General features: G+C 68.1%; 12 protein-coding genes. 6 read left to right on the top strand and 6 right to left on the bottom strand.

Annotated features, from left to right (window positions below):
• Nucleotides 1-329: 329 nt before the first annotated feature.
• The 4 genes from msrQ to clpB all read right to left on the bottom strand — a co-directional run bounded on the left by msrQ (nucleotide 330) and on the right by clpB (nucleotide 4811).
• The gene (gene msrQ / locus OEZ60_RS16115; protein WP_263338351.1) at nucleotides 330-941 is read right to left on the bottom strand and encodes a protein-methionine-sulfoxide reductase heme-binding subunit MsrQ; all 612 of its coding nucleotides are present in this window, start codon (nucleotides 939-941) and stop codon (nucleotides 330-332) included.
• Nucleotides 938-1159, bottom strand: coding sequence for a GDCCVxC domain-containing (seleno)protein (locus tag OEZ60_RS16110; protein WP_432759517.1), 222 nt, complete (start codon nucleotides 1157-1159; stop codon nucleotides 938-940). Before OEZ60_RS16110 ends, msrQ begins: the two co-directional genes overlap by 4 nt.
• Nucleotides 1152-2069 carry a protein-methionine-sulfoxide reductase catalytic subunit MsrP gene (gene msrP / locus OEZ60_RS16105; RefSeq protein ID WP_263338350.1) on the bottom strand — a complete coding sequence of 306 codons (918 nt, stop codon included), beginning with the start codon at nucleotides 2067-2069 and terminating at the stop codon, nucleotides 1152-1154. Before msrP ends, OEZ60_RS16110 begins: the two co-directional genes overlap by 8 nt.
• 126 nt (nucleotides 2070-2195) lie before the next feature.
• Nucleotides 2196-4811 carry an ATP-dependent chaperone ClpB gene (gene clpB / locus OEZ60_RS16100; RefSeq protein ID WP_263338348.1) on the bottom strand — a complete coding sequence of 872 codons (2616 nt, stop codon included), beginning with the start codon at nucleotides 4809-4811 and terminating at the stop codon, nucleotides 2196-2198.
• Nucleotides 4812-4995: 184 nt separating this feature from the next.
• On the opposite strand from clpB, the gene OEZ60_RS16095 reads away from it, so the two are divergent.
• From OEZ60_RS16095 to OEZ60_RS16080, 4 genes are all read left to right on the top strand, one after another.
• On the top strand, nucleotides 4996-5157 hold the full coding sequence (locus OEZ60_RS16095) for a hypothetical protein (RefSeq protein ID WP_263338347.1): 162 nt from the start codon (nucleotides 4996-4998) through the stop codon (nucleotides 5155-5157).
• A 4-nt stretch (nucleotides 5158-5161) separates the two neighbouring features.
• On the top strand, nucleotides 5162-5398 hold the full coding sequence (locus OEZ60_RS16090; protein ID WP_263338346.1) for a hypothetical protein: 237 nt from the start codon (nucleotides 5162-5164) through the stop codon (nucleotides 5396-5398).
• 142 nt (nucleotides 5399-5540) lie between these two features.
• Nucleotides 5541-6248: an orotidine-5'-phosphate decarboxylase gene (pyrF, locus tag OEZ60_RS16085; RefSeq protein WP_263338345.1), complete on the top strand. Its 708-nt coding sequence runs from the start codon at nucleotides 5541-5543 to the stop codon at nucleotides 6246-6248.
• A 64-nt stretch (nucleotides 6249-6312) separates the two neighbouring features.
• Nucleotides 6313-6492, top strand: a complete 180-nt coding sequence (locus OEZ60_RS16080; protein ID WP_263338344.1) for a hypothetical protein — start codon at nucleotides 6313-6315, stop codon at nucleotides 6490-6492.
• 246 nt (nucleotides 6493-6738) lie between these two features.
• On the opposite strand, the gene OEZ60_RS16075 is transcribed toward OEZ60_RS16080, so the two are convergent.
• Together OEZ60_RS16075 and OEZ60_RS16070 are read right to left on the bottom strand one after the other, a co-directional pair.
• Nucleotides 6739-6966, bottom strand: a complete 228-nt coding sequence (locus OEZ60_RS16075; RefSeq protein WP_263338343.1) for a hypothetical protein — start codon at nucleotides 6964-6966, stop codon at nucleotides 6739-6741.
• 141 nt (nucleotides 6967-7107) lie between these two features.
• Complete coding sequence (locus OEZ60_RS16070) at nucleotides 7108-7677, bottom strand: cupin domain-containing protein (RefSeq protein ID WP_263338342.1); 570 nt, start codon at nucleotides 7675-7677, stop codon at nucleotides 7108-7110.
• Nucleotides 7678-7803: 126 nt separating this feature from the next.
• Between OEZ60_RS16070 and OEZ60_RS16065 the strand changes: the two genes are divergently transcribed.
• Both OEZ60_RS16065 and OEZ60_RS16060 read left to right on the top strand, forming a co-directional pair.
• Nucleotides 7804-9075, top strand: coding sequence for a 4-aminobutyrate--2-oxoglutarate transaminase (locus OEZ60_RS16065; RefSeq protein WP_263338341.1), 1272 nt, complete (start codon nucleotides 7804-7806; stop codon nucleotides 9073-9075).
• Between the two features lie 240 nt (nucleotides 9076-9315).
• Entirely contained in the window at nucleotides 9316-12162 is a 2847-nt protein-coding gene (locus tag OEZ60_RS16060; protein WP_263338340.1) for an error-prone DNA polymerase, read from the top strand.
• Nucleotides 12163-12169: the final 7 nt, after the last annotated feature.

Here is a 12169-nt window from a genome sequence, read left to right as displayed (position 1 = left end):
CATGTCACTCGTTTTTCCGTCTCAACTTCCCGGCGTCGCCGCCGTTCCGTCCCCCGCAGCAGTCTGTCCCGCTTCGGTGAGGGGGTATTTACGGATCACCACCAATCTCCGCAAGCGGTTTTTTCGAGACCGGCGAACTTTTTTCGTCACCCGCGGAAACCACCCCAATATCTGGGGGTTAGTGTAATGAAGACAACAATTCGACCCGTACCGCAGCAACAACATTGCGCGGTCACGCACGAGGTCGGCACCACATCCCGGGTTATCCACAGACTCGGGCTTGCCGGAGCGGCTTCGGCGTCGAATCCTGCCCCTAGGGCCGGGCCGGGTCAGGCTGCAGTGCGGCCTCTTCGCGGAATCGCACGCAGCGCGAGGAGCCCGAGAACCGCGCCGAGATAGAGGAAGGGTTCGACCGGCCAGGCCTTCACGAGCCAGAGGAAATGAACGGCACCCGCGATGGCGGCGAGATAGGTCAGCCGGTGCAGGAGCCGCCAGCGCAGCGCCCCGAGCCGGCGCACAGACCAGTCGTTCGAGGTCAGCGCCAGCGGCATCAGCGCAAGGAGCCCGACCATGCCGACGGTCACATAGGGCCGCTTGGCGATGTCGCCCAGCGCCTGGGACCAGAGAAGCCCCATGTCGAGAACGAGCCAGGTCAGGAAATGCAGCACGACATAGAAGAAGGCCACGAGCCCGATCGCCCGGCGGTAGCGGATGAGGTTCACCCCCGCGAAGCGGCGCAGGGGTGTGATGCACAGCCCGGCCACGATCAGTTTCAGCGCCCAAAGGCCGAGCCGCTGTTCGATGGCCTTCACCGGGTCGATGCCGAGCCCGCCGGTCGTGCCCTGCCAGAACAGCCAGACCGGCAGCGCGGCCCCGATGAGATAGATCGGCCAGGCGGGCAGGCGCCGGGCGGCGCGGTTGATCCGGTCGGCGACGCTCATGTCCGCCCGCAGCAGCTTTCGCCGGCCTGGACCGGCGGACAGGGCACGTCGCCATAGGAGCAGAACACGCAGCAATCGCCGGGGCGCGGCCTCAGCACGACGCCGCAGCCGGTGCAGTCGTAGAAGAACTGGCAGGCATCGAGCGGCATGGTCTCCGTCTTGGCGGTGCCGCAATGCGGGCAGGTCAGTGTCGACTGGCGGGTGATCACCTCAGAAATCCTTCGTCAGGTCCTGCCCGGCATAGAGCGAGGCCACCTCGTCGCCGTATCCGTTGAACATCAGCGTCGGCTCGCGCCCCGCGAAGAGCCCGCCGCCGATGCGCCGCTCGGTCGCCTGGCTCCAGCGCGGATGGTCGACCTCGGGGTTCACGTTGGAATAGAAGCCGTATTCGCGCGGCTGCAGCATGTTCCAGGTGCAGGGCGGCTGGGCCTCGGTCAGGCTGATCCTCACGATCGACTTGATCGACTTGAAGCCATATTTCCACGGCACGACGAGCCGGATCGGCGCGCCGTTCTGCTTCGGCATCTCCTCCCCATAGAGCCCGGTGGCGAGGATCGTCAGCGGATTCATCGCCTCGTCGAGCCGCAACCCCTCGCGATAGGGCCAGTCGAGGATCGGGTAGTTCTGGCCCGGCATCTCCTCGGGTCTGACCAGTGTCTCGAAGGCGACGTATTTCGCGCCGGGCTGGACCCCCACCCGCTCCAGGATCTCGGACAGCTCAAAGCCGATCCAGGGCACGACCATCGACCAGGCCTCGACACAGCGGAAGCGGTAGATGCGTTCTTCGAGCGCCACGCCCTTGAGAAGGTCGGCAAGGTCGTAGTCGCCGGGCTTCTCGACCAGACCGTCGATCTTCACCGCCCAGGGGTCGGTGGTCAGCTGCCCGGCATAGGCCATCGGCTCGTCCTTGCCGGTGCCGAACTCGTAGAAGTTATTGTAGCGGGTGATCTGCTCGAAGGTGTTCGGCTCGGCATCGGTCGAATAGGAGGAGGGCGCATAGGACAGCTTCGCCGTGGCCGGGCCAGCAAAGCCCAGAGCCGCCGCTCCGGCGATGAGTTGGCGGCGGTTCAGGAACGCCGCCTTCGGCGTGACGTCGGACCAGGTCAGATCAGGGCTAAAACGGCGCATCGGGGCCTCCGGAACTTCATTTGACGGAGACCCTACACCCGGTCCCGGAAATCGCCCAATAAAGCCGGCTCAAAGTTTCGTTGGCCGATTGAAACAAAGGGGGCGGATCGCTCCGCCCCCTTCGTGTCAGTGCAGCACCGCGTCCTCGGGCCGGGGCCGGGTGGATTTCGAGACCCTCTCGCCCACGATCAGCCCGTCGGTCCCGGCGCTGACGTGGACCGTGTCGCCGTCCTTCACGTCGCCGGCCAGGAGCATCTCGGCAAGCGGGTCCTGCAGGTGGCGCTGGATCACCCGCTTCAGGGGCCGCGCTCCGAAGACCGGATCGTAGCCTTCCTCGGCCAGCCAGACCTTGGCGGCCTCGTCGAGGTCGAGCGCGATCTTGCGCTGCGCGAGCCGCTTTTCAAGCCGGCGAAGCTGGATCTCGACGATCCCGCCCATGTCGCCCCGCGTCAGCCGGTCGAAGATGATCTGGTCATCGAGCCGGTTGAGGAACTCGGGGCGGAAATGGGCGCGCACCGCGTCCATCACGTCGCGCTTCGCCTGCGCGGCATCGGCACCGTCGGGCAACTGGCTCAGCGCCTGGCTGCCGAGGTTCGAGGTCAGCACGATCAGCGTCTGCTTGAAGTCGACATGGTGACCCTGCCCGTCGGTCAGCACCCCGTCATCGAGCACCTGCAGCAGCACGTTGAAGACATCCGGATGCGCCTTCTCGACCTCGTCGAAGAGGATCACCTGGTAGGGCCGCCGCCGCACCGCCTCGGTCAGCACGCCGCCCTCGTCATAGCCGACATAGCCCGGAGGCGCGCCGATGAGCCGGGCGACCGAATGCTTCTCCATGAACTCCGACATGTCGATGCGGACCATCGCGTGTTCGTCGTCGAAGAGATATTCGGCGAGCGCCTTCGTCAGCTCGGTCTTGCCGACGCCGGTCGGCCCGAGGAAGAGGAACGAACCCAAGGGTCGGTTCTCGTCCTGCAACCCGGCGCGCGCCCGGCGCACCGCCTTCGACACCGCCTCGACCGCGCGATGCTGGCCGACGACCCGGCGCCCAAGCTCCTCCTCCATCTTGAGAAGCTTCTCGCGCTCGCCTTCGAGCATCTTCGAGGTCGGGATGCCGGTCCAGCGTTCCACCACCTCGGCGATCTGCTCGGGCCGCACCGCTTCCTCGACCATCAGCGCGTCATCGCGGTCCTCGGCCTCGGCAAGCTGCTTTTCGAGCTGCGGGATCACGCCGTAGGACAGCTCCCCCGCCCGCGCCAGGTTGCCCTCGCGCTTGGCGTGGTCGAGCTCGATCCGCGCCCGGTCGAGCTGTTCCTTGAGCCCGCGCGCGGATTCGAGCTTGTCGCGCTCGGCCTGCCATTTCGCGGTCATTTCGGCGGAGCGCTGCTGAAGATCGGAGAGTTCCTTCTCCAGCCGCTCCAGCCGGTCCTTCGACGCCGTGTCGTCCTCCTTCTTCAGCGCCTCGGCCTCGATCTGCTTTTGCAGGATCTCGCGGTCGAGCGCGTCCAGTTCCTCGGGCTTCGAATCCACCTCCATGCGCAGCCGCGACGCCGCCTCGTCGACGAGGTCGATCGCCTTGTCGGGCAGGAAGCGGTCGGTGATGTAGCGCTGGCTGAGCGTCGCCGCCGCGACGAGCGCCGAATCCGAGATCCGCACCCCGTGGTGCAGCTCGTACTTCTCCTTGATGCCACGAAGGATCGAGACGGTGTCCTCCACCGTCGGCTCATCGACCAGAACCGGCTGGAAGCGCCGGGCAAGGGCCGCGTCCTTCTCGACATACTTGCGGTATTCGTCGAGCGTGGTGGCACCGATGCAGTGCAGCTCGCCCCGCGCCAGCGCCGGCTTGATCAGGTTCGCCGCATCCATCGCACCATCGGACTTGCCCGCGCCGACAAGCGTGTGCATCTCGTCGATGAAGAGGATCACCTCGCCGGCCGCCGCCTCGATCTCCTTCAGGACCGCCTTCAGCCGCTCCTCGAACTCGCCGCGATACTTGGCACCGGCAATCAGCGCGCCCATGTCGAGCGCCATCAGCCGCTTGTTCTTCAAGCTCTCGGGCACGTCGCCATCGACGATGCGTAGGGCGAGCCCCTCCGCGATCGCGGTCTTGCCGACGCCGGGGTCGCCGATCAGGACAGGATTGTTCTTGGTGCGGCGGCTGAGAACCTGCATCGCGCGGCGGATCTCCTCGTCGCGGCCGATGATCGGGTCGATCTTGCCCTGCTCGGCGGCCTCGGTCAGGTCGCGGGCATATTTCTTCAGCGCCTCATAGCCCTCCTCGGCAGAGGCCGAGTCGGCGGTGCGCCCCTTGCGGATGTCGTTGATCGCCGCGTTCAGCGCCTGGGCCGTGACCGCCCCGGCATCGAGCGCGTCCTTCGCCTTCGTGTTGACCATGGCGAGCGCCATCAGGACGCGCTCGACCGGAACGAAGCTGTCGCCCGCCTTCTTCGCGATCTTCTCGGCCTCGTCGAGCACGCGAACAAGCGAGGTGTCGACATAGACCTGGCCATCGCCACCCGAGACCTTCGGCGTCTTGGCGATAATCGCGTCGACCGCCTCGGCCACGCGCTTCGGTTCGCCGCCCGCCCGCTTGATCAGGTTGGCACTGAGCCCCTGGTCATCGTCCATCAGAGCCTTCAAGAGATGCTCCGGCATCACCCTCTGGTGTCCCTCGCGCATCGCGATGGTCTGGGCGGCCTGAAGGAAACCGCGAGACCGTTCCGTGAACTTCTCCATGTTCATCGGCTTCTCCTTTGCTAGCCCCCGGGGTCCGATCGCCCGCTTCTGCAGCACGATACATCCCGGATCTCGAATGTGACTTGGCCATCGGCGCGAGAGATTTCAAGGACGTGCGGCCGCCGCGCGGGAAACGATTTCGAAAGGAGATTCGGTCCTAATCGGACTTAACCTTAACGGAGGATTCGTGATGAGTGAGACGGCTGTTCGCTTCGCCAGTGCCCTTGTCCGCGCTGCCAGCTTCTGGACCCGCGGCCGGCAATCGCTGCTCGCGCCGCAATGGATGGCGCTCGCGAGCCACCGCGACGGCCCGATGCCCGGCGTGCCAAGCCCGTTCCGCGAAAAGCGGTGATCCGATGCGCGTCCTGTCTGCCCGCATCGCCCACGCACGGCGCGACCGCCGGACCGGCCGGGTCGAGGCGGTCGTCGCCCTCACGGTGCTCCTCAACGACGACAGGCTGAGCGCCTTCGTCCGGATCTCGGCGCCGGCCCGGGCTCCCGGTGCCGCGCCGCTCCGCGCCCGGCTGCTCGGCGCGGCGAAACTGGCCTTCGCCGCCGACCCGAAAGGCCGGGCCAGCCGCCGCGCCGCCTGATGGGTTCCGCTTGAGTCCCGACGCTTCCTGCCGCGTCGATGGCCCGGTACCGGGCACCTCAAGCGATGATATACGGCTCTGCGCTTGACAGCGCGGGCGTGGCGTCCGAAACCGCCGCGGACTCTGCGCCAAGGAGACCGCCGTGCCCCATCCCAAAGCCGATGACCGCCTGATCGTCGCCCTCGATGTCCCCAACGCCCTTGCGGGGCTCGATCTCGCCAGCAGGCTCGGCGACCGGGTCGGCTTCTACAAGATCGGTCTCGGCTTGCTGACCGGCGGCGGCCTCGCGCTCGCCAACGAGCTCAAGCAGGACCTCGGCAAGCGCATCTTCCTCGACATGAAGCTCTTCGACATCGGCGCGACGGTAGAGGCCGCGGTCCGGGGTATCGCGCAATACGACCTCGATTTCCTCACCGTCCACGGCGACCCGCATGTCGTCCGCGCCGCCAAGGAAGGCGCGGCCGGCAAGGACCTCAAGATCCTCGCCGTCACGATCCTGACCTCGCTCGACCGCGCTGATCTCGACGCGGCGCTGATCCGGCCGGGCGACATCCCCGAGATCGTCGCCGAACGCGCCGCACGCGCCTTCGCCGCCGGCGCCGACGGCGTCATCGCGAGCCCGCAGGAAGCCGCGATGATCCGCGCCCTGCCCGAGGCTGCGGGCCGGCTCATCGTCACCCCGGGCGTCCGCCCGGCGGGCGCCGCACTCGGCGACCAGAAACGCGTCGCGACCCCGGCCCGGGCGATCACCGACGGCGCCGACCATATCGTCGTCGGCCGTCCGATCTGGCAGGCCGAGGATCCGGCCGCCGCCGCCGAGGCGGTGCTGGCCGAACTCGCCGGGGTGTAAGCGCCGCGCGCAACACCCGCCTTGTCTGGCCTAGCGTCGCCGCCGGAGAAACCCGGCGCCCCCGATGACCGACCCGGCCCCGAAATCGCCCGATGCCGATCTCGTCCTGTCCTGCATGGCGCTGCGCCGGGCGCTCGGCTATCTCGGCCTCTTCCTTCCGGTCGCGCTCCTCGCCTGTGCGGCGCTTCCCGGCAACCGGTTCGAAGTCTCGATCAGCGATTTCTGCGACACGCCGACGGGCTGAGTGCTGACAGGCGCTCTCGCCGCCTCGGGATCTTCTTTCTCAGCTGTCGCGGCTTCGAACCCGACTGGCGCGACTCGGACAGATGGCTGGTCCGCACCGGCGGAGCCTCGGCCCATCCCGAGATCCTGCCTTCGCCGCCGTGTGGCTACGAATGGCCGCGCGCATACGGCGCCAGCCCGCCGCCAGCTGCTGTTCGAATCGAAGGCGGGCGCCTGAGCGCCCGCCCCTTCGGTCCTGTCGGTGTCGTCACTCGGTCGCCGCAGGCGCGGTTTCCGTCGCCGCGGGCGCAGCGGCCGGATCGGCCGGCGCGACCTCCCCGCCACCGCCCGCCATCCCGAGCACCAGCGCGAGTGCCACGATGATGACGGCGGTTACAAGCAGGACGCGGCCTGCCCCGCCCTCGCGGGGCATCTGCGGCCGGGCGCGGGAGGGATCGTAGGAGGAGCGGCCCGGCATGTGCTGTTCATAGTCCATGAGAGGCTCCTTTCCTTTGGGACTAGGGCCCCTAGGATCGCCCCTCGCAGCCGGTCTGGCCATAAGCGGGGATTCACTCGGCCAAGCCTGGCCGAAATCGCCGCGCGCGGTCCGCACGATTCCGCCGACGGCGACGCGGGATCAGAAGGTCGGCGGGGTACAGGCCGAGACGATGACGCAATCATCCGGCCCCGGATTGTGAAACCGGTGCGGCGTGCGGCTGTTGAAGAGATAGCCGTCGCCCGCGGTCAGAAGCTGCGTTTCCGCACCGACCGTGACCAGCACCCGGCCCGAGATCACGATCCCCGCCTCCTCGGCGTCGTGGCTGTAAAGCTCCGCCCCGGTATCGGCACCCGAAGCATAGGTCTCGTACAGCATCTGCACCGCGCTGGCGCCGGGCCGCCCGACCTGGCGGAAGACCACCCCCCCGCCGGCCTCGCCGAGCTTCGCCGCGGGCGTGATCTCGCGCAGTTCGTCATGCCGGAAATGCCATTTCGTCCCGCCATCGCCGCCGCCCGCGAAGAAGTCGCCCAGCGAGATGCCGAGCCCGGCGAGGATCTTCTTCAGCGTCGCCACCGAGGGGCTGGTGCGGTTCTGCTCGATCATCGAGATCATGCCGCTCGTGACGCCGGTCGCCGTCGCGAGCTGGCGCTGCGACAGGCGCAGCTTCTCGCGCTCTTCCTTCAGCCGCGATCCGGTGTCGAAATCCATGCCCGGCGATCCCTTTCCTGCCCGCTCCACCCCATAGCGATAAATTTATTGTGCAGCAATTCGCAATATTGATCATTTCCTGCCGAAGGACTATTGGAGGCGGACAACGTTCCGAGGAGAGCCACCATGCTGAACGCCGAGATCGAAACCCGCCGCAAGGCCGCCATGTCGCGCGGCGTCGGCGTGATGACGCAGATCTATGCCGACCGGGCCGAGAATGCGGAGATCTGGGACAAGGAAGGCAACCGCTACATCGACTTCGCCTCCGGCATCGCGGTCCTGAACACCGGCCACCGCCACCCGAAGGTGATCGCGGCCGTGAAGGACCAGATCGACCGTTTCACCCATACCTGCCACCAGGTCGTGCCTTACGAGAACTACGTCCGCCTTGCCGAGCGGCTGAACGGCATGGTTCCGGGCAGGGGCGAGAAGAAGTCGATCTTCGTGACCACCGGCGCCGAGGCCGTGGAGAACGCGGTCAAGATCGCCCGCGCCGCGACCGGCCGCCAGGCCGTCGTCGCCTTTACCGGCGGCTTCCACGGCCGCACCTTCATGGGCATGGCGCTCACCGGCAAGGTCGTGCCCTACAAGGTCGGCTTCGGCGGCATGCCCGCGGATGTGTTCCACGCGCCCTTCCCGGTGCCGATGCACGGCATGACGGTCGAGAAGTCGATCGACGCGCTCAACTACCTCTTCAAGGCCGATGTCGACCCCAAGCGCGTCGCCGCGATCATCGTCGAGCCGGTGCAGGGCGAGGGCGGCTTCTATGAGGCGCCGCGCGAGTTCATGGTGGCGCTTCGCGCGATCTGCGACGAGCACGGCATCCTCCTGATCGCCGACGAGGTGCAGACCGGCTTCGCCCGCACCGGCAAGATGTTCGCGATGGACCATCACGACGTCGCGCCCGATCTCACGACGATGGCCAAGTCGCTCGCCGGCGGCTTCCCGCTGGCCGCCGTCACCGGCCGCGCCGAGATCATGGACGCCCCCGCGCCGGGCGGACTCGGCGGCACCTATGGCGGCAGCCCGCTCGGCATCGCGGCTGCGAACGCGGTCCTCGACGTGATCGAGGAAGAGGGGCTCTGCGACCGCGCCAACCAGCTCGGCGCGCGGCTGAAGCAGCACCTCGCCAGCTTGCGCGACGACGTGCCCGAGATCGTCGACATCCGCGGCCCGGGCTTCATGAACGCGGTCGAGTTCAATCTCGGCGGCAAGCCCTCGGCCGATTTCGCGAACAAGGTCCGGGCCGAAGCGCTGAACCGTGGTCTCCTGCTCCTGACCTGCGGCGTCCATGGCAACGTGATCCGCTTCCTCTCGCCGATCACCATCCAGGACGGCGTCTTCACCGAGGCGCTCGGCAAGCTCGAGGAAGCGGTCCGCGCCGCGCGCAAGGGCTGAGAAACCCGCACCCGACCCTCTGGAACGGCCGCCTTCGGGCGGCCGTTACCGTTTTCGGCTGAGGGGGCTTTCCGCCCCCTCGCCCCGGATGAGATCCGGGGCTCACCCCCGAGAGTATTTTCGGACAGAAAGTGAGAACAGCGATCTCTGTCCGAAATGGCGGCGCCGGAGGCGGCCCCCTTGGGGACTCGCAATGAGAACAAAGCATGAATATGATAATGCGGCTGTCAGGGTTCCCGCATGTTCATCGAACTGTCCGCCACCTCGAACTTCACCTTCCTCACCGGGGCCTCGCATCCCGAGGAGCTGATGGGCACGGCGGCCGAGTTCGGCCAGAAGGCGCTCGCCATCGCCGATCAGAACTCCGTGGCCGGGATCGTCCGTGCCCATGTCGCGGCGCGGGAGATCCGGCGCCAGACGGGAACGGTGCCGCGCCTCATCCCCGCCGCGCTGATCCGCCTGACCGACGGGTTCACAGTCACCGCCTTGCCACAGGACCGCGCCGGCTGGGGGCGGCTCTGCCGGCTGATCTCGGCCGGTCGGCTCCGGGCGCCGAAGGGGGAGTGCCATCTCGACTTCGACGACCTCCTCGCCTGGGGCGCGACGGGGATGGAGCTGCTCCTCCACCCGCCACCCGAGACGCTGACACGGGCGGACAGGCCGGGGGGCGGCGCGGGCGCATGGGCAACACGGGCGGAACGGCTGACGCGCCGCCTTGGCGGGGACCGGCTCGCGCTCCTGATGGCGCCCTCTTACGACGGCGCGGATAGCGCCCGCTTCGATCGGCTCGCCACCCTCGCCCACGACCTCGGCCTGCCGACCGTCGCCTCCGCCCGCCCGCTCATGCACCAGCCCGCGCGCCGCCGCCTCGCCGACGTGCTGACCGCGATTCGTACCGGCATCCGTGTCGACGATCTCGGCCGCGCGGCGCTTGCCAATGCCGAACAGCGCCTCAGGCCCGAGGCCGAGATGCTGCGGATCTTCGCGGGCCACGCGGATGCCGTCCACCGCTCGGGCGAGATCGCGGGCCGCCTCGCCTTCTCGCTCGACGAGTTGCGCTACGAATATCCTTCCGAAGTCTCGGACGGCGAGGCACCCGCCGCCCGCCTCGCGCGCCTGACCCATGAGGGCCTGCGCTGGCGTTATCCGAACGGCACGCCGGACCGGGTGCGGGCGATGGCGAAGCACGAGCTCGCCCTCATCGCCAAGCTGGGCTACGAGCCCTATTTCCTCACCGTCCGCGATGTCGTCGCCTTCGCAAGAGCCCGCGGCATCCTCTGCCAGGGCCGCGGCTCGGCGGCCAATTCGGTGGTCTGCTACGCGCTCGGCGTCACCTCGGTCAGCCCCGAGATCGGCACCATGGTCTTCGAGCGCTTCGTCTCCGAGGCGCGCGACGAGCCCCCCGACATCGACGTCGATTTCGAGCACGAGCGGCGCGAGGAGGTGATCCAGCACATCTACCAGAAATACGGCCGTCACCGCGCGGGGCTCTGCGCCACCGTGATCCATTACCGCGGCAAGCGCGCCGTGCGCGAGGTCGGCCGCGCGATGGGGCTCAGCGACGACACGCTCTCGGCCATGTCGAGCCAGATCTGGGGCTGGGGCGGCGGCGCAGTCTCGCCCGAGCGGCTGCAGGAGATCGGGCTCGACCCGGCCGACCGGCGGCTTTTGCAGACGCTCGACCTCATCGCCGAGATCCAGGGTTTTCCCCGCCACCTCTCCCAGCATGTCGGCGGCTTCATCATGACTGAGGGACGGCTCGACGAGCTGGTGCCGGTCGAGAACGCGACGATGGAGGGCCGCACGGTCATTCCCTGGGACAAGGACGACATCGACGCGCTCGGCATCCTCAAGGTCGATGTGCTGGCGCTCGGCATGCTCAGCTGCATCCGCAAGGCCTTCGACCTGATCGCCCGGCACCACAAGACCGGCTACACGCTCGCCACCCTCCCCGCCGAGGATCCGGAGGTCTATGACATGCTCTGCGAGGCCGATTCGATCGGCGTCTTCCAGGTCGAGAGCCGGGCGCAGATGAACTTCCTGCCGCGGATGAAGCCGAGGAAGTTCTACGATCTCGTGATCCAGGTCGCGATCATCCGCCCCGGCCCGATCCAGGGCGACATGGTGCATCCCTTCATCCGCCGCCGTAACGGGCAGGAACGGGTCACCTTCCCCTCCGACGCGCTCGGCGCGGTGCTGGAAAAGACCCTCGGCGTGCCGCTCTTTCAGGAACAGGCGATGCAGATCGCGATCATCGGCGCGGGCTTCTCGCCCGAGGAGGCCGACCGGCTCCGCCGCTCGCTCGCCACCTTCAAGAAGCATGGCAATGTCTCGGAGTTCCGCGAACGCTTCATGGAGGGCATGCGCGCGAACGGCTATGACGACGACTTCTCCGCACGCTGCTTCTCCCAGATCGAGGGCTTCGGCAGCTACGGCTTCCCCGAAAGCCACGCGGCGAGCTTCGCGCTTCTGGTCTATGCCTCGGCCTGGCTGAAATACCGCCATCCCGGCATCTTCGCCTGCGCGCTCCTCAACTCCCAGCCGATGGGTTTCTACGCCCCGGCCCAGATCGTGCGCGACGCGCGCGCGCATGGGGTCACGGTGCTGCCGGTCTGCATCAACGCGAGCACCTGGGACAACCGGATGGAGGCGCTGCGCGAGGGCGGGCTCGCGCTCCGCCTCGGCCTCCGCCAGATCCGCGGCCTGGCCGAGGAGGAGGGCGAGTGGATCACCGCGGCACGCGGCAACGGCTACCGCGCGGTCGAGGATGTCTGGCGCCGCGCCGGCATCGCCCCCCGCACGCTGACGCTCCTGGCCGAGGCCGATGCCTTCGCCGGCCTCGGGCTCAGCCGCCGCGACGCGCTCTGGGCCGCGCGCGCCACGACCGACCGGCCGCTGCCGCTCTTTGCGGACGACATCGACGGCGAGGGGATCGTGGAGCCGGTCGTGAGCTTCGCCGAGATGGGGGAGGGCGAACATGTGGTGGAGGACTACGCCGCGATGCGGCTCACGCTCCGGAGCCATCCGATGGCGCTGCTGAGGTCACGGCTCACGCCTCGGCGGCGTCAGCCGCTTCATCTGACCTGAACAGCTC

This window comes from Albidovulum salinarum (genome assembly GCF_025673475.1).
Classification (GTDB): Bacteria; Pseudomonadota; Alphaproteobacteria; order Rhodobacterales; family Rhodobacteraceae; genus Albidovulum; species Albidovulum salinarum.
Note: the sequence above shows the minus strand (reverse complement) of the source record. Positions and strands in the feature narration are given on the sequence as shown.

Coding starts and splice junctions, on each gene's coding strand:
- OEZ60_RS16080 (WP_263338344.1), top strand. CDS start 6,313: ATGACCGACCCGGCCCCGAAATCGCCCGATGCCGATCTCGTCCTGTCC.
- OEZ60_RS16090 (WP_263338346.1), top strand. CDS start 5,162: ATGCGCGTCCTGTCTGCCCGCATCGCCCACGCACGGCGCGACCGCCGG.
- OEZ60_RS16075 (WP_263338343.1), bottom strand. CDS start 6,966: ATGGACTATGAACAGCACATGCCGGGCCGCTCCTCCTACGATCCCTCC.
- msrQ (WP_263338351.1), bottom strand. CDS start 941: ATGAGCGTCGCCGACCGGATCAACCGCGCCGCCCGGCGCCTGCCCGCC.
- msrP (WP_263338350.1), bottom strand. CDS start 2,069: ATGCGCCGTTTTAGCCCTGATCTGACCTGGTCCGACGTCACGCCGAAG.
- clpB (WP_263338348.1), bottom strand. CDS start 4,811: ATGAACATGGAGAAGTTCACGGAACGGTCTCGCGGTTTCCTTCAGGCC.
- OEZ60_RS16060 (WP_263338340.1), top strand. CDS start 9,316: ATGTTCATCGAACTGTCCGCCACCTCGAACTTCACCTTCCTCACCGGG.
- OEZ60_RS16095 (WP_263338347.1), top strand. CDS start 4,996: ATGAGTGAGACGGCTGTTCGCTTCGCCAGTGCCCTTGTCCGCGCTGCC.
- OEZ60_RS16070 (WP_263338342.1), bottom strand. CDS start 7,677: ATGGATTTCGACACCGGATCGCGGCTGAAGGAAGAGCGCGAGAAGCTG.
- OEZ60_RS16065 (WP_263338341.1), top strand. CDS start 7,804: ATGCTGAACGCCGAGATCGAAACCCGCCGCAAGGCCGCCATGTCGCGC.